Origin of the sequence: Cupriavidus necator, from assembly GCF_013141915.1 — a bacterium.
In the GTDB taxonomy this organism is placed as follows: Bacteria; Pseudomonadota; Gammaproteobacteria; order Burkholderiales; family Burkholderiaceae; genus Cupriavidus; species Cupriavidus necator_B.
On the sequence record NZ_SROX01000009.1, the window covers coordinates 67,328 to 81,301 of the forward strand.

At 67.9% G+C, this 13,974-nt stretch carries 15 protein-coding genes; 10 read left to right on the plus strand and 5 right to left on the minus strand.

Annotation, left to right across the window (positions count from 1 at the left end):
- The first annotated feature begins 142 nt into the window (after positions 1 to 142).
- The 5 genes from E5S69_RS17760 (at position 143) to E5S69_RS17780 (ending at position 4,174) form a co-directional block, all read left to right on the plus strand.
- Complete coding sequence (locus E5S69_RS17760) at positions 143 to 412, plus strand: hypothetical protein (RefSeq protein ID WP_171516117.1); 270 nt, start codon at positions 143 to 145, stop codon at positions 410 to 412.
- A 55-nt stretch (positions 413 to 467) separates the two neighbouring features.
- Positions 468 to 737 carry a hypothetical protein gene (locus E5S69_RS17765; RefSeq protein ID WP_171515964.1) on the plus strand — a complete coding sequence of 90 codons (270 nt, stop codon included), beginning with the start codon at positions 468 to 470 and terminating at the stop codon, positions 735 to 737.
- A 90-nt stretch (positions 738 to 827) separates the two neighbouring features.
- A complete protein-coding gene (locus tag E5S69_RS17770; protein ID WP_171515965.1) occupies positions 828 to 1,100 on the plus strand; it encodes a hypothetical protein in 273 nt (90 codons plus the stop codon).
- 103 nt (positions 1,101 to 1,203) lie between these two features.
- A complete protein-coding gene (locus tag E5S69_RS17775; protein WP_171515966.1) occupies positions 1,204 to 1,446 on the plus strand; it encodes a hypothetical protein in 243 nt (80 codons plus the stop codon).
- Between the two features lie 811 nt (positions 1,447 to 2,257).
- Positions 2,258 to 4,174, plus strand: a complete 1,917-nt coding sequence (locus E5S69_RS17780; protein WP_171515967.1) for a DEAD/DEAH box helicase — start codon at positions 2,258 to 2,260, stop codon at positions 4,172 to 4,174.
- 81 nt (positions 4,175 to 4,255) lie between these two features.
- Here E5S69_RS17780 and E5S69_RS17785 read toward each other — a convergent pair whose 3' ends face one another.
- Together E5S69_RS17785 and egtD are read right to left on the minus strand one after the other, a co-directional pair.
- The gene (locus E5S69_RS17785; RefSeq protein ID WP_171515968.1) at positions 4,256 to 5,512 is read right to left on the minus strand and encodes an SUMF1/EgtB/PvdO family nonheme iron enzyme; all 1,257 of its coding nucleotides are present in this window, start codon (positions 5,510 to 5,512) and stop codon (positions 4,256 to 4,258) included.
- Positions 5,513 to 5,679: 167 nt separating this feature from the next.
- Positions 5,680 to 6,774 (minus strand): L-histidine N(alpha)-methyltransferase, encoded by a 1,095-nt coding sequence (egtD, locus tag E5S69_RS17790; RefSeq protein WP_171515969.1) that lies wholly within the window; start codon positions 6,772 to 6,774, stop codon positions 5,680 to 5,682.
- A gap of 522 nt (positions 6,775 to 7,296) precedes the next feature.
- On the opposite strand from egtD, the gene E5S69_RS17795 reads away from it, so the two are divergent.
- The 3 genes from E5S69_RS17795 to E5S69_RS17805 all read left to right on the plus strand — a co-directional run bounded on the left by E5S69_RS17795 (position 7,297) and on the right by E5S69_RS17805 (position 9,436).
- Entirely contained in the window at positions 7,297 to 8,004 is a 708-nt protein-coding gene (locus E5S69_RS17795; RefSeq protein WP_171515970.1) for a TerC family protein, read from the plus strand.
- Positions 8,005 to 8,144: 140 nt separating this feature from the next.
- Positions 8,145 to 8,939, plus strand: coding sequence for a thymidylate synthase (locus E5S69_RS17800; RefSeq protein ID WP_171515971.1), 795 nt, complete (start codon positions 8,145 to 8,147; stop codon positions 8,937 to 8,939).
- Positions 8,936 to 9,436: a dihydrofolate reductase gene (locus tag E5S69_RS17805; RefSeq protein ID WP_171515972.1), complete on the plus strand. Its 501-nt coding sequence runs from the start codon at positions 8,936 to 8,938 to the stop codon at positions 9,434 to 9,436. The genes E5S69_RS17800 and E5S69_RS17805 overlap by 4 nt, the downstream gene beginning before the upstream one ends.
- Positions 9,437 to 9,493: 57 nt before the next feature.
- Here E5S69_RS17805 and pmbA read toward each other — a convergent pair whose 3' ends face one another.
- A complete protein-coding gene (gene pmbA, locus E5S69_RS17810) occupies positions 9,494 to 10,861 on the minus strand; it encodes a metalloprotease PmbA (RefSeq protein WP_171515973.1) in 1,368 nt (455 codons plus the stop codon).
- 50 nt (positions 10,862 to 10,911) lie between these two features.
- Between pmbA and yjgA the strand changes: the two genes are divergently transcribed.
- Together yjgA and mog are read left to right on the plus strand one after the other, a co-directional pair.
- Positions 10,912 to 11,532: a ribosome biogenesis factor YjgA gene (gene yjgA / locus E5S69_RS17815; RefSeq protein ID WP_171515974.1), complete on the plus strand. Its 621-nt coding sequence runs from the start codon at positions 10,912 to 10,914 to the stop codon at positions 11,530 to 11,532.
- Entirely contained in the window at positions 11,529 to 12,167 is a 639-nt protein-coding gene (gene mog / locus E5S69_RS17820) for a molybdopterin adenylyltransferase (protein ID WP_171515975.1), read from the plus strand. Before yjgA ends, mog begins: the two co-directional genes overlap by 4 nt.
- A 44-nt stretch (positions 12,168 to 12,211) precedes the next feature.
- On the opposite strand, the gene E5S69_RS17825 is transcribed toward mog, so the two are convergent.
- Both E5S69_RS17825 and orn read right to left on the minus strand, forming a co-directional pair.
- Positions 12,212 to 13,093, minus strand: a complete 882-nt coding sequence (locus E5S69_RS17825) for an AEC family transporter (protein WP_171515976.1) — start codon at positions 13,091 to 13,093, stop codon at positions 12,212 to 12,214.
- 83 nt (positions 13,094 to 13,176) lie between these two features.
- Complete coding sequence (gene orn / locus E5S69_RS17830; RefSeq protein ID WP_171515977.1) at positions 13,177 to 13,803, minus strand: oligoribonuclease; 627 nt, start codon at positions 13,801 to 13,803, stop codon at positions 13,177 to 13,179.
- Positions 13,804 to 13,974 lie beyond the last annotated feature (171 nt).

Here is a 13,974-nt window from a genome sequence, read left to right on the forward strand (position 1 = left end):
ATGTTTTCAGGCAGTTATGCGCAACCATCGGGCGCTCCGCAGGCCTTGGCACAGTCCCTGCGTTAGTACCTTCGAGCGCGACACCAACCCGATGCTCGAACCCCAACCCAAACGCAACACCTTCCTCTACCAGGAGACCATCATGACCACGCTGACCATCAAGGACCTGTCCTCCACCGAAACCCTGGACCGCAAGGGCATGCACGCCGTGCGCGGCGGCCTCGCCTATCTGCCGTTTGCCGCGGTCTACAGCCCGGTGAACCTGTCGTTCGACAAGAGCATCACCGCCGTGCAGGAGATCGCGCAGATGCAGTCCGTCACCAACCTGAACGGCAACGGCTCGGCCTTCCTGGACCACGTCAAGTCCGACGTGCGCACCAACCAGAACGCCACCAACAACATCTACGGCTGAGCCCTCGCGCCAGCAGACTGAACCGAAGCACTGACCATCGATACCGGAGACCATCATGACCACGCTGACCATCCAGGACCTGTCCGCCGCCGCAACCCTCGACAGCAAGCGCATGCAAGCCGTGCGCGGCGGTATGTCGTACCTGCCCTTCGCCGCCGTCTACACGCCGATCAAGGTGTCGGTCGACCACAGCATCAACGCCGTGCAGAACATCGCGCAGATGCAGTCCGTGACCAACCTGAACGGCAACGGCTCGGCCTTCCTGGACCACGTCAAGTCTGACGTGCACACCAACCAGAACGCGACCAACAACATCTTCGGCTGATACCGGATGCGCAGCGCGCGCGGAGAGCCTGCCTGAACGCAGCAACCTCCGCGCCAGCCGCCCCGGCACCCCCATCAAAGGAGCATGATCATGTCAACCATCCTCGTCCGCGACCTGGCCCTGAGCAAGGAACTCGACCGTGCCTCGCTGTGCACCGTACGCGGCGGCAATTCGTGGCTCGCCCGCGGCGTCGGCGATGTCGGCCCCCTCGCCAACGTTACCGTCAACGTCAACCAGAACATCGCCCAACTGCAGAGCATCAACGTCAACACGCTCAACAACAGCTTCGTCGGCCCCGGCGTCGGCCCGGTGCGGGTCAACGTCAACCCGTCGCAATGGGCCGGCAACTTTGCCGCAGTCTGAGCACAACCCGAGGCGCGCCCGCGCAGGAACGCGGGACCGCCTCGCCTATACTGAAGCGGTCCCGCGGCCGCAGGGCCGCGGCCCCGCTTGACCGGAGACCGCCATGGCAGTGATCGTCATCAAGGATTTGCCCGACAGCATGGATCTCGACCGGCAGGCCATGACCACCATCCTCGGTGGCGGGCGCACCGCGGCTGGCCAGCCGTGGCATGGCTTGCGCCACCAGGGCGCCGCGCGCATCGTCGACTACCCGGGGGGCTTGCCCGGCAAGCGCCATGTGATGCCGCGCGAGGCACCACGCGGCCGCCTGCCGCGCAAGGCCGCCGGCAAAGACGCCGAGGGCTGAACGGACCGGCCCGCGCCAATGAAAAGCCCGCCATCGCTGGCGGGCTTTGGATGCGGACGGGCCCGGACCGCCCGGGTCACGCGGTCAGCAGTTCGGTCATGCTGTTTCCCTGCAGGCTTCCCATGATTCCGCCCATGACGCGGACGCCCATCCGGACCACCCGGAGAGTCGCAGGAAGACTGGCGCGTGGATTCAATGACCGCAATGCTTGCCGCGAACAGCAGCGCCATGCCGCTGGAGGAGGTCAAGCGGGAACGTGTTCGTCCGCCCCGTGCGGGCATCCTGTGTGCTCGCGCCTCCAGTATAGGCGGGGCTTTTCCGGTTTCAACCAGCGACCGGCCAGCCGATACGGCAGGTGACCGGCGGCTGACATATCCGGTTACGTTTTCGCAGTGCAACAAAATTCTGGCACTCTGCTATAATCCGCGCCGTGAGTTTCGCAACTGTGAGATCCGCCAAACGCCCGGCTTCCTGCCGCGGCGAATCCGCTGCCCTCCCAAGCTCTGTTTCCTCGCTGCCGGACGCCTAGTCATCACAATTTGGCCCCAGCCGCCCAGCAGAACGCACCGCTCACCTGACGTCGCCTCGTCTCCGATCCTGTTGAACAGCCTGAAACCTGAGCTGTTTGCCTGCCAGGGATACGGCCGGACCGCCCAGCGGGACCAGCCACCGCCCTGCCTGCCGCCGTACTGCCAGCTGTGTCTGTCGTAACGGCCTCACCGATTGGCGCCGAAGCCTTTTTAAGACTTTGCACTGCGCCCACCCCCTTTTGCTTTGCCGGGGTGCCATGCATTTATTTGACCATTCCGACATGACCCAGCACGACATTCGTGCGGAGCAAGCTATTGCCTCCGCGACCGACGCTTCGATCACTTCCGACGCTGCCCAGAGCCCGCTCGACAAGCTCGACGCGCTGCTCAACCCCAGCCCGGCAGTGGAAGAAGCCCCGGCCGTGGAAAGCGGTTTCGCCAAGCTTGGCCTCGATGCGGCCATCCTGCGCGCCCTCTCCGAACTGAACTACAACACGCCCACGCCGGTGCAGGCCCAGGCCATCCCGGCCTTCCTGGCCGGCCGCGACCTGCTGGTCTCGAGCCAGACCGGCTCGGGCAAGACCGCCGCGTTCATGCTGCCCGCGATCCAGCGCATCAGCGAAAAGGCTGCCCCGAACCGTCCGCGCCCGGACGAGCCGGTCAAGCGCATGAAGGGCAAGCGCCCCCGTCCGTCGCCCGCGCAGCCCGCGCTGCTGGTGCTGACGCCGACCCGCGAACTCGCCTTGCAGGTGACCGAAGCTGCCGCCAAGTACGGCCGTAACCTGCGCCGCATCGTCTGCGCCAGCATCCTGGGCGGCATGCCCTACCCCAAGCAGCTGGCCGCGCTGTCCAAGATGCCTGACATCCTCGTGGCCACGCCGGGCCGCCTGCTCGACCATATCGACGCCGGCCGCATCGACCTGTCCGCGCTGGACATGCTGGTGTTCGACGAAGCCGACCGCATGCTCGACATGGGCTTTGCCGACGACATCGACGCCATCGTGGCCGCCACGCCGACGACCCGCCAGACGCTGATGTTCTCGGCCACGCTCGACCAGCGCATCGCCCAGCTGGCCTCGCGCCAGCTGAAGGATCCGCAACGCATCGAGATCGCCGCGGCCCGCGCCGACCAGAGCCATATCGAGCAGCGCCTGCACTTCACCGACGACATGTCGCACAAGGAGCGCCTGCTCGACCACCTGCTGCGCGACGCGTCGCTCAAGCAGGCCATCGTCTTCACCGCGACCAAGCGCGATGCCGATTCGCTGGCCGAGCGCCTGTCCGACACCGGCTTCTCGGCCGGCGCGCTGCATGGCGACATGACCCAGGGCGCGCGCAACCGCACCCTGACCGCGCTGCGCCGCGGCAACCTGCGCGTGCTGGTGGCCACCGACGTGGCCGCGCGCGGCATCGACGTGCCCGACATCACCCACGTGGTCAACTTCGACCTGCCCAAGCAGGCCGAGGACTACGTGCACCGCATCGGCCGTACCGGCCGCGCGGGCCGCTCGGGCACCGCCATCAACCTGGTGAACCACAACGACATGTTCCAGTGGAAGCGCATCGAACGCTTCACCAACCAGCGCATCGACGCTTCGGTGATCGAGGGCCTGGAGCCGCGCCGTTCGCCCAAGCCGCGTTCGAACTTCGGCGGCAAGCCGGGCGGCCGTGGTGACTTCCGCGGTAACGGCGGCGGCAATGGCGGCTACCGGGGCGGCGAGCGCAGCTTCGGCGACCGCAAGTTCGGCGGCGGCGAGAGCCGCACCGGCTTCGGCGAGCGCAAGTTCAGCGGCGACAGCCGTGGCTTCGGCAACCGTGTGGAAGGCGCGCGCCCGTTTGGCGACGACAACCGCGGCGGCTTCGGCAACCGTGAAGGCGGCTACCGTGGCCAGGGTGGCCAGGGCACCGGCTACCGCGGCGCCAGCGACGGCGCCCGTGGCTTCGGCAACCGTGAAGGCGGCCGCCCGTTCGGCGACGATAACCGCGGCGGCTTCGGCAACCGCGACGGCGCCACCCGCAGCTTCGGCGACGCCAACCGCGGCACCGGCGGCGGCTATCGCGGCAACGGCGAAGGCCGCAGCTTCGGCAACCGCGACGGCAACCGTGACGGCAACCGCAGCTTTGGCGGTGGCTACGGCGGCAACGGCGGCGGCAATGGCAACGGCAACCGCAACAGCCGCTCGCGCTACGAGCGCTGATCGCGCGGTGCGCTGAGCGCACCTGCCAGACAGCAGACAGGGCACCCTCGGGTGCCCTGTTTTTTTGCCGTGCGCGCCGTGCTACAGCGCGCAGGTGCGGAAGCCGATAAAGGACAGGTCGTCCTCGGGCAGCCGCGCCCAGCGCGCGCGCACGTGCCGCAGCCGCGCCGGGCTGGCAAACGAGACGCCGCGCACCGCCTGGTGCGTGCCGAAGCGCCCCACTATCCCGCCTTCGGACGGCGCAGCAACAAAGCCCGCATACGGCTCGTAGGGCGTGGCCGTCCACTCGCGCAGCGCGCCCCACTGCAGGCCCCGGTTCTGGGTCGCGGCAAGTTCCCATTCGGATTCCGCCGGCAGGCGCCGCCCGGCCCAGATGCACCACGCCTGCGCCTCGTACAGCGTGACATGGCGCACGGCTTCGTCGGGATTGAGCGTGCGCAGCGTGCCGAAGCGCTCCAGCATCCACGCGCGCGATTCCGGATGGCGCGACCAGTAGCGCGGCGCGGAGCGTTCCTGCGTCATCAGCCACTGGCGTCCCGCCGACGACCACCACGCCGGATGCTCGTAGCCGCCGTCCTCGACGAACTCCAGGAACTGCGCGTTGCTGACCAGCGCCATGTCCATCTCGAACGCGGGCACGTAGGTCGGCTGCGGCGGCAGTTCGTCGGGCCAGGCAAAGCCGTCGGCATCGCTCCAGCCCAGCGTGAAGCGTCCACCCGGGAAATGCAGCGTGCCGCCGTGCCCGGCTGGCTGCGCCGCAGCGGCGCCGATGGCCTCCGCTGGCGCCATGCCCAGCGCCTGCAGCAGCGCGGCCACGCTCTCGCCCTGCGCGTCTTCATGCAGCAGCGCGCGGCGGTACGGGTACAGGGTCAGGTCGGTGTCGTCGGGCAGCAGCGCGATCCGGCGCAGCACGCCGTCGAGCACCTCGGCGGCATAGCGCTTGACCACCGCGACATCAGGCAGCGCGATCTCCCAGCGCTCGTCTGGCCCGATGCGATCGGGGTCGAACCATTCATCGGCGCCGTCCAGCAGCGACGGTTCCGACGCCACCGGCACCGGCACGCCGCCGCGGTCGACCTGGCGCACGCCGCGCAGGCACCACCACTCCGCATGCCAGGCGACGTGACCCAGCGTCCACAGCGGCGGCTCGGCATCGTACTGGCGCGGTACGTCCCAGGCGCGGCGCGTCTGCCCGAACGGCGCCAGCCACGCGAGCGTGCGGCTGCGCGCGTCGACCAAGGCCTGCGCCAGCCCTTCGCGCGGCAGCCGGCGCGGGTCCGACCACGTCGCCTTGCCGCCGGTGAAGTAGAGATCGGGAAGCATGGGGAAGCCGCTCATCGGGGAAATCCGCGCAGGGAATGGAGGGTGGACCGGCAGCGTTCCGGGCGCGCGGCAGCCAGCTGCCGCTGGACCACCGCGGACTTGGCGCACCACGCCCGGCTGCGGCCATTATGACACTACCCGCCGGTCGGACCCGGACCCGGCCCGCCCCGGCAGGCTGCTGGTCAGCCGCGCGCGTGGAACACCGCGAACCAGCCGCGCGGGTCTGACCAGTACACCGGGTCGTCAAAGCCGGCGGCTTCGAGCAGCAACGCGAAGTCCTCCGCGCGGTACTTGTACGAATCCTCGGTATGGATGCGCTCCCCGGCGGCAAACTCGCGCGCGCCGCCGTCCCACTGCACGCGCACGTCGCGGCACGCCTGCAGGTGCATCTGGATGCGCGAGGCCTCGCGGTCAAAGCTGGCGAGGTGGCGCCAGTCGTCCAGCGCGAAATCGGTGCCGACGATGCGGTTCACATTGCGCAGCACGTTGCGGTTGAAGGCCGCGGTGACGCCCAGCGCATCGTCATAGGCCGAAACCAGCGTGGCTTCGTCCTTGTGCAGGTCCACGCCGATCAGCACGCCGTCGCCGCGCCCGGCCGCGCCGCGCAGGCGCTGCAGCAGCGCCAGAGCCTCCACCGGGGCGAAATTGCCGATGCTCGAGCCCGGATAGAAGAACAGGCGCCTGCCACGCCTGACCTTGGCCGGCAGGTCGAACGGCGCGCACAGGTCGGCGCCCAGCCCCAGCATCGGGATGTCAGGATGCTGCTGCTGCAGCGACGACAACGTGGCGCGCAGAAAGTCTACTGAGATATCCACGGCCACGTACTGCGCCGGGCGCAGGCTGCCGAACAGCCGCGCCGCCTTCTCGCAGTTGCCCGCGCCCAGGTCCACCAGCACGCAGGCGCTCCCCGCGCGCGCCGCGATGGCGGGCGCGGCGCTGGCAAAGATCGCGGCCTCGGTGCGGGTCGGGTAGTACTCGGGCAGGTCGGTGATGGCTTCGAACAGGCGCGAGCCCAGCACATCGTAGAAGAACTTGGGACTGATCGCCGCCTGCGCCGCGCGCAGGCCGGACAGCACCTGCTCGCGCAATGCGCCACTGTCTTCACGGTATTGCTGCACGAACTCCGGCTGCGGCGGGCGCTGCGCGCGGCCATTGGCCAGCGCCACCAGCGCGGGCGGCGCCGCAGCGTGGCCGTTATGGTGGTTCAGGGGCGGGAGGGGTGTCTGCGGGGCTTTGTGGTGTGAGGGCGGGTTCGGCGGGTTCGGGACAGCCGGCATGTCGTTTTCCTTGTGTGGTCGCAAATGGGCACTGCTTCACTGCGTATTCCCCAAGGCCGCGCTGTGCAAGTCAGGCGCGCCGGTCTCCGCAATGCCCGCCTGTGCTGTCCGCGACGCATCGGTCGGAGCCGAACCTCAAGGATAGGCCGATCCGGCGGATCGCGCAGCCCCATGGCCGCCACAGCGAGCCGATTACGGCACCTCGACGAACTTGAGTCAGTATCTTTCCTAATGGGGCATGTCCGTTGCAGTTCGTTTATAATCCCGCCCAGCGCGTCCCCCGAAGGGGTCGCGTCCCTCAAAGGGGAGTAGCTCCGGGGCGCAAGCCCTTAGCACAATCGTCATTCCGGGACCGATGTCCCCGGTTGTGCTGACCACCGGTGCGCATACCGCGCCAGTGGTCGAGCAAGACCTTTGCAACCTGGTTTCCATGGTTTGCAAAGGCGGCCCCAACCCTCCGTGCTCCAGGAATCCAGGCGAACCCAATGCGCCCCGCGCTGTTTCGTACCCTGAGGAGAGTTCATGGAGTGGTTTACCGATCTGTTCACGATGCAGTTCCTGACGGCACTGCTGTCCATCGTCGTCATTGACCTGGTGCTGGCCGGCGACAATGCCATCGTGATCGCCCTGGCGGCGCGCAACCTGCCCGCCCACCTGCAGAAAAAGGCCATCGTCTGGGGTACCGTGGGTGCCGTGGTGGTGCGCTCGGCCATGACGATCGGCGTGGTCTGGCTGCTGAAGATTCCGGGGCTGATGCTGGTGGGCGGCCTGGCGCTGGTGTGGATTGCCTACAAGCTGCTGTCCGACGAAGGCGATGGCGACGATCACGGCTCCGGGGCGTCGACCCTGTGGGGCGCGATGAAGACCATCATCATCGCCGACGCGGTGATGGGCGTTGACAACGTGCTGGCCGTGGCCGGCGCCGCGCACGGCAGCTTCCTGCTGGTGGTGCTGGGCCTGCTGATCAGCATCCCCATCGTGGTGTGGGGCTCGAGCCTGGTGCTCAAGCTGATGGCCCGCTTCCCGGTCATCATCTACCTGGGTGCCGGCGTGCTGGCGTTCACGGCGGTCAAGATGATCGTGCACGAGCCGATGATCAAGGCGTTCTTCGAAGCCAACCCGGTGGTCAACTGGGGCCTGTACGTGCTGATCGTCGGCGGCGTGCTGGGCGCCGGCTACCTGGTGCAGAAGCGCCGCGGGCAGCAGCAGGAGCCGGCCGGCAGCCACTAAGCCTGCCCCGGCGCCAGGGCCCTGGGCCCTGGCCTTGCCGTAAAAGACGGGCTGCCCGGAAGGGCGGCCCGTCTTGCTTTAAAATGCCAGCTTCGCGGGCGCAGGCGCCCGCGCCACCTCTTCCATCCCGCCCCGCGCCGATGAAACAGTACCTCGACTTCATGCGCCATGTTTACGAGCATGGCACCGACAAGGCCGACCGCACCGGCACCGGCACGCGCTCGGTGTTCGGCTACCAGATGCGCTTCGACCTGCGCGAAGGCTTCCCGGTGGTCACCACCAAGAAGCTGCATTTGAAGTCGATCATCTATGAACTGCTGTGGTTCCTGCAGGGCTCGACCAATGTGGGCTGGCTGCAGGAGCATGGCGTCACCATCTGGGACGAGTGGGCCGACCAGAACGGCGAACTGGGCCCGGTCTACGGCTCGCAATGGCGTTCGTGGCCGGCGCCGGACGGCCGCCATATCGACCAGATCACCGAGCTGGTGGCGCAGATCCGCGCCAACCCGGATTCGCGCCGGCTAATCGTGTCGGCCTGGAACGTGGCCGACATCCCGCGCATGAAGCTGCCGCCCTGCCATGCGTTCTTCCAGTTCTACGTGGCCGACGGCCGGCTTTCGTGCCAGCTGTACCAGCGCAGCGCCGACATTTTCCTGGGCGTGCCGTTCAATATCGCCAGCTACGCGCTGCTGACCCACATGATGGCGCAGCAGACCGGGCTGGAAGTGGGCGACTTTGTCTGGACCGGCGGCGACTGCCACCTGTACAACAACCACTTCGAGCAGGTGCAGACCCAGCTGGCGCGCGCGCCGCTGCCGCTGCCGCACCTGAAGATCCTGCGCCAGCCCGACAGCATCTTCGACTACCGCTACGAAGACTTTGAACTGGCCGGCTACCAGTCGCATCCCGCCATCAAGGCACCGGTGGCCGTATGACGCTGCTGACTTTGGTTGTAGCGCGCGCCCGCAACGGCACCATCGGCCGCGACAACACCCTGCCGTGGCGCCTGCCGGAAGACCTGGCGCACTTCAAGCGCACCACCATGGGCGCGCCCGTGATCATGGGGCGCAAGACCTGGGATTCGATCGGCCGCCCGCTGCCGGGGCGCCGCAATATCGTGGTCAGCCGCAATCCCGACCTGCGCATCGAGGGCGCCGAGGTCGCGTCGTCGCTGGAAGACGCGCAGCGCCTCTGCGTGGGCGTGGAGCAAATTTTCCTGATCGGCGGCGCGCAGCTGTATGCCGAGGCCATGCCGAGCGCGGACCGGCTGGTGGTGACCGAGATCGACGCCGATGTGGAAGGCGACGCCTTCTTCCCCGAGATCGATCGCACGCAATGGCTTGAAACCGCCCGCGAGACCCATCATTCGGCGGCGAACGGCTTCGACTATGCCTTCGTCACGTATGAGCGGCCGCCGTCGGAGGAATCCTGACCGGAAATAAAAAAAAAAGCAGGCGATGCCTGCTTTTTTATTTGACTGACGCACTGCTCAGTTGCCGGCAATCGTCATCTGCTCAAGCAGGATCGAGCCGGTTTCCTTGGTGCCGCGCACCAGCGCATCCGCGCCGATGGCGACGATCTGGCGGAACATCTCGGCCATGTTGCCGGCAATGGTGATTTCCTCGACCGGGTACTGGATCACGCCGTTCTCGACCCAGTAGCCCGACGCGCCGCGCGAATAATCGCCGGTGACGTAGTTGACGCCCTGGCCCATCAGCTCGGTCACCAGCAGGCCGGTGCCTAGCTTGCGCAGCATCGCCGGGAAGTCATCGCCGGGCCGGGTCAGGTTGCTTGACAGCGTCAGGTTGTGCGAGCCGCCGGCATTGCCGGTGGTCTGCATGCCGAGCTTGCGCGCCGAGTAGGTCGACAGGAAATAGCCCTGCACCACCCCATCCTTGACCACGTCGCGCTCGCGGGTACGCACGCCTTCCTCATCGAACGGGGCGCTGCCCATGGCCCCGGGCGTGTGCGGCTGCTCATGGATCTGGATATGCGGCGCGAACACGGCCTGGCCCAGCGAATCGCACAGGAAGGTGGACTTGCGGTACAGCGCGCCGCCCGACACCGCCTGCACGAACGCGCCCAGCAGCCCCGCGGCCAGCGGCGCCTCGAACAGCACCGGGCAGCGGCGCGTGGACAGCTTGCGCGCCTGCAGCCGCGCCAGCGCGCGCTCGGCGGCGTAGCGGCCGATGTCCTCGGGCGCGGCCAGCGCCAGCGGCGAGCGCTTGGACGAATACCAGTCATCGCGCTGCATGCCGCTGCCGCTGCCGGCGATCGGCGCGCACGAGATGAAATGGCGCGAATACGGATAGCCGCCGCTGAAACCGCGCGTGGTCGCCAGCACAAACTGCGAATGCTGGGCCGAGACGCTGGCGCCGTCGCTGTTGCGGATGCGCGGCGAGACCGCGAAGGCGGCGGCCTCGGCGCGGGTGGCGATGTCGATGGCGGCTTCGGCGTCCAGCGCCCACGGGTGGAACAGGTCCAGGTCCTGCGGCGCGCGCTCCAGCAGTTCTTCTTCGGCGAGGCCGGCGCAGTCATCCTCGGCGGTGAAGCGGGCGATGTTGTAGGCCGCCTCGGCGGTGGCGCGCAGCGCGGCCGGAGAGAAATCCGAGGTGCTGGCGTTGCCGCGGCGCTTGCCGATCATCACCGTGACCCCGACCACCTTGTCGCGGTTCTGCTCGATGGTTTCCACCTGCCCCTTGCGCACCGACACGGACAGGCCGCTGCCTTCCGAGATCTCGGTGGCGGCATCGGTCGCCCCCAGTTCGCGTGCCACCCGCAGCACATCGGCGGCCATCTCGCTGAGCTGGGCCTGGGTGTAGGTGAAATGCGCGGTCTGTTCGGCGATCTGGTCCATGCTGGGCGGGGTGTCATCAAAAGTCCAAGCGGCAATCATAGCAAGATAAAATGCCGGGCATGACGCGAAATTCCCGTAACCCCCAAGGCTCGCGCTTTCCCGGAGGCTTTGCGCCCGAACCGGAAGACGACGAGCCGAAAAGCAAATCGCAGCGCAAGCGCGACATGACCGCCCTGCAGGACCTTGGCGCCGAACTTGAAGCGCTGCCCAAGGACCGCCTGGCGCGCGTGCCCATGCCCGAAGCTCTGGCCGACGCCATCCACCAGGCGCGCCGCATCAACAGCCACGAAGGCAAGCGCCGCCAGATGCAGTTCGTGGGCAAGATCATGCGCGGCCTCGAGGACGAAGAGGTCGAGGTGATCCGGCAAGCGCTGGAGGGCTTCAAGGGCACCAGCAAGGCCGAAACCGCCCGCATGCATCTGATCGAGCGCTGGCGCGAGCTGCTGCTGGCCGACGACGCGGCGCTGACGCGGTTCCTGGCCGAGCATCCCGGCATCGACGTGCAGGCGCTGCGCAACACCATCCGCAATGCGCGCAAGGAAAAAGAGCTGAGCAAGCCGCCGCGCTATTTCCGCGAGCTGTTCCAGGCGATCAAGACGGCGCTGGACCTGAAGGACGGCAAGGCCGGCGCCGCCGAGGAACCCTCCCCTACCCCGGAGCCCGACGCATGACCCAGACTACGCAGCCGGTTGTCCGCCACCATCCCGACGAACTCGTTGTCGGCTTTGTTTCGATCTCGGACCGCGCCTCGGCCGGCACCTACCAGGACGAAGGCATCCCGGCGCTGCGCGAGTGGTTCGGGCGCACGCTGACCTCGCCCTGGCAGGCGGTGGAGCGCCTGATCCCCGACGAACAGGCGCAGATCTCGCGCACGCTGATCGAGCTGGTCGACGTCGCCGGCTGCGACCTGGTGCTGACCACCGGCGGTACCGGCCCGGCGCGCCGCGACGTGACGCCCGAGGCCACGCTGGCCGTGGGCACCAAGGAAATGCCGGGCTTTGGCGAGCAGATGCGCCAGGTCAGCCTGCATTTCGTGCCGACCGCGATCCTCTCGCGCCAGGTGGCGGTAGTGCGCGAAACCGCCAGCCGCGCCGCGCTGATCATCAACCTGCCCGGCCAGCCGCGCGCGATCCGCGAGACCCTGGAAGGCCTGCGCGACGCCGACGGCAAGCCGGTGGTGCAAGGTATCTTCGCCGCGGTGCCGTATTGCATCGACCTGATCGGCGGGCCCTACATGGAAACCAACGAGACCATCGTCAAGGCCTGGCGCCCCAAGAACGCCGTGCGGGCCAAACCGTCGGCCTGACAGCCCCGATCGCCCGCCGGCATGCGCCGCGCGGGCTTCCTGCCTTAGCGCAGGCCCAGGTACAGCCCCACCGGCACGAACACCACCGCGGCGATATTACCGAGCAGGACGATCGACGCCACCTGGTCCGGCTCCTGCCGGAAGTGGTCCGCCACCAGGAAGTTCAGCACCGCCGGGGGCAGCGCCGCAAACACGAACAGCAGCCCGCGCTGCAGTTCGCTCAGCGGCACCCATTGCGCCAGTGCCAGCGCCACCGCGATGCCCGTCAGCGGGCATGCCGCCGCGCCGACCAGCCCCATGCCCCAGTTGCGCAGGCTTACGTCCTTCATGCGCACACCCAGCGCAAACAGCATCAGCGGCACGGTGGCATCGCCCAGCAGCTTGACCGACTGGTAGACCGGGTCCGGCAGCGTGAACCACGGCCGCGCCAGCGCCAGCGCGACCCCCGCCACGGTGGCCAGCACCATGGGGTTGCGCGCGATCTGCGCCAGCGACGCATGCCGGTTGACGATCTTCATGCCGATGGTGAAGTGCATCAGGTTCGACGCCGCGAACAGCGCCACCGCGGGCGCCAGCCCGGCCGGGCCAAACGCGAACACCGACAACGGCAGCCCCATGTTGCCGCAGTTGTTGAACATCATCGGCGGCACGAAGGTACGCGGATCGACCTTCATCCACCGCGCCAGCCCCCACGCCAGCACGCCCGAGCCCAGCACCACCGCCACCGCGCAGCCCAGCAGCACCAGCTGGTCGGCCAGCACGAAGTCCTTGCTGACGAAGGCCGAGACCACCAGCAGCGGCGCAATCACGTCCAGCGTGGCGCGGTTGATGCCCGCCATGTCCGGATGGGCCTTGCGCCCGTACAGCCACCCGACCAGGATGATCAGGATGACTGGCGTGATGATGGAGACGATGCGCTCGAACATGGGCGGCAGGCGGGCGGGCAGCGCGCCGCCTGCATGGGACGGCGCGCCGGTAGTGGTGGTGTGCTGGCGGAGCCGCGCTCCGGTTACTGCGCTGGCGTGCCGGCGGCCGGTGCCTCGGCGGACGGCGCCGCAGCCGGCGTGGCGTGGCGGATAAAGTGCGTGCGGTAGTAGCGCAGCTCTTCGACCGACTCCAGGATATCGGCCAGCGCCGTATGCAGCTGGCGCTTGATAAAGCCCTTGTGGATGGCCGGCTCCCAGCGCTTGCACAGCTCTTTCAGCGTCGACACGTCCAGGTTGCGGTAGTGGAAGAACGCCTCCAGCTTGGGCATGTAGCGTGCCATGAAGCGGCGGTCCTGGCAGATCGAGTTGCCGCACATCGGCGACTTGCCCGCCGGTACCCAGCGCTTGAGGAAGGCCAGCAGCTCGGCCTCGGCCTGCTCTTCGGTCAGCGTGGACGCCTTGACCTTGTCGATCAGGCCGGAGCGGCCATGGGTGCCCTTGTTCCAGTTATCCATGCCGTTCAGCACAGCGTCGCTCTGGTGGATCACCAGCACCGGGCCTTCAGCCAGGATATTGAGTTCGGAGTCGGTGATCACGATCGCAATTTCGATGATGCGGTCGGTATCCGGCTGCAAGCCGGTCATTTCCATGTCCAGCCAGATCAGGTTGTTTTCGCTTTTGACGGATTTGGCGGCGGCTTGGCTTGTCATCGGGACTGCGGGAGATAGGGATTTGGGGGAAGCGCGAGCGGCGGGGCCGGGCGCGAACAATTTATAATTCTCGCATATCCGTCCGGGACGGCTGCCTGCGCACCAGCGCGGCACCGTTTTCGGAAGTCCCGGACCGCCGCCTGCCCCACCCCGCGGCGCGGTCCCCACGGG

Excerpts from the sequence above, each read along its gene's own strand:
- E5S69_RS17760 (WP_171516117.1), top strand. The coding sequence starts at position 143 with ATGACCACGCTGACCATCAAGGACCTGTCCTCCACCGAAACCCTGGAC.
- E5S69_RS17765 (WP_171515964.1), top strand. The coding sequence starts at position 468 with ATGACCACGCTGACCATCCAGGACCTGTCCGCCGCCGCAACCCTCGAC.
- E5S69_RS17770 (WP_171515965.1), top strand. The coding sequence starts at position 828 with ATGTCAACCATCCTCGTCCGCGACCTGGCCCTGAGCAAGGAACTCGAC.
- E5S69_RS17775 (WP_171515966.1), top strand. The coding sequence starts at position 1,204 with ATGGCAGTGATCGTCATCAAGGATTTGCCCGACAGCATGGATCTCGAC.
- E5S69_RS17780 (WP_171515967.1), top strand. The coding sequence starts at position 2,258 with ATGACCCAGCACGACATTCGTGCGGAGCAAGCTATTGCCTCCGCGACC.
- E5S69_RS17785 (WP_171515968.1), bottom strand. The coding sequence starts at position 5,512 with ATGAGCGGCTTCCCCATGCTTCCCGATCTCTACTTCACCGGCGGCAAG.
- egtD (WP_171515969.1), bottom strand. The coding sequence starts at position 6,774 with ATGCCGGCTGTCCCGAACCCGCCGAACCCGCCCTCACACCACAAAGCC.
- E5S69_RS17795 (WP_171515970.1), top strand. The coding sequence starts at position 7,297 with ATGGAGTGGTTTACCGATCTGTTCACGATGCAGTTCCTGACGGCACTG.
- E5S69_RS17800 (WP_171515971.1), top strand. The coding sequence starts at position 8,145 with ATGAAACAGTACCTCGACTTCATGCGCCATGTTTACGAGCATGGCACC.
- E5S69_RS17805 (WP_171515972.1), top strand. The coding sequence starts at position 8,936 with ATGACGCTGCTGACTTTGGTTGTAGCGCGCGCCCGCAACGGCACCATC.
- pmbA (WP_171515973.1), bottom strand. The coding sequence starts at position 10,861 with ATGGACCAGATCGCCGAACAGACCGCGCATTTCACCTACACCCAGGCC.
- yjgA (WP_171515974.1), top strand. The coding sequence starts at position 10,912 with ATGCCGGGCATGACGCGAAATTCCCGTAACCCCCAAGGCTCGCGCTTT.
- mog (WP_171515975.1), top strand. The coding sequence starts at position 11,529 with ATGACCCAGACTACGCAGCCGGTTGTCCGCCACCATCCCGACGAACTC.
- E5S69_RS17825 (WP_171515976.1), bottom strand. The coding sequence starts at position 13,093 with ATGTTCGAGCGCATCGTCTCCATCATCACGCCAGTCATCCTGATCATC.
- orn (WP_171515977.1), bottom strand. The coding sequence starts at position 13,803 with ATGACAAGCCAAGCCGCCGCCAAATCCGTCAAAAGCGAAAACAACCTG.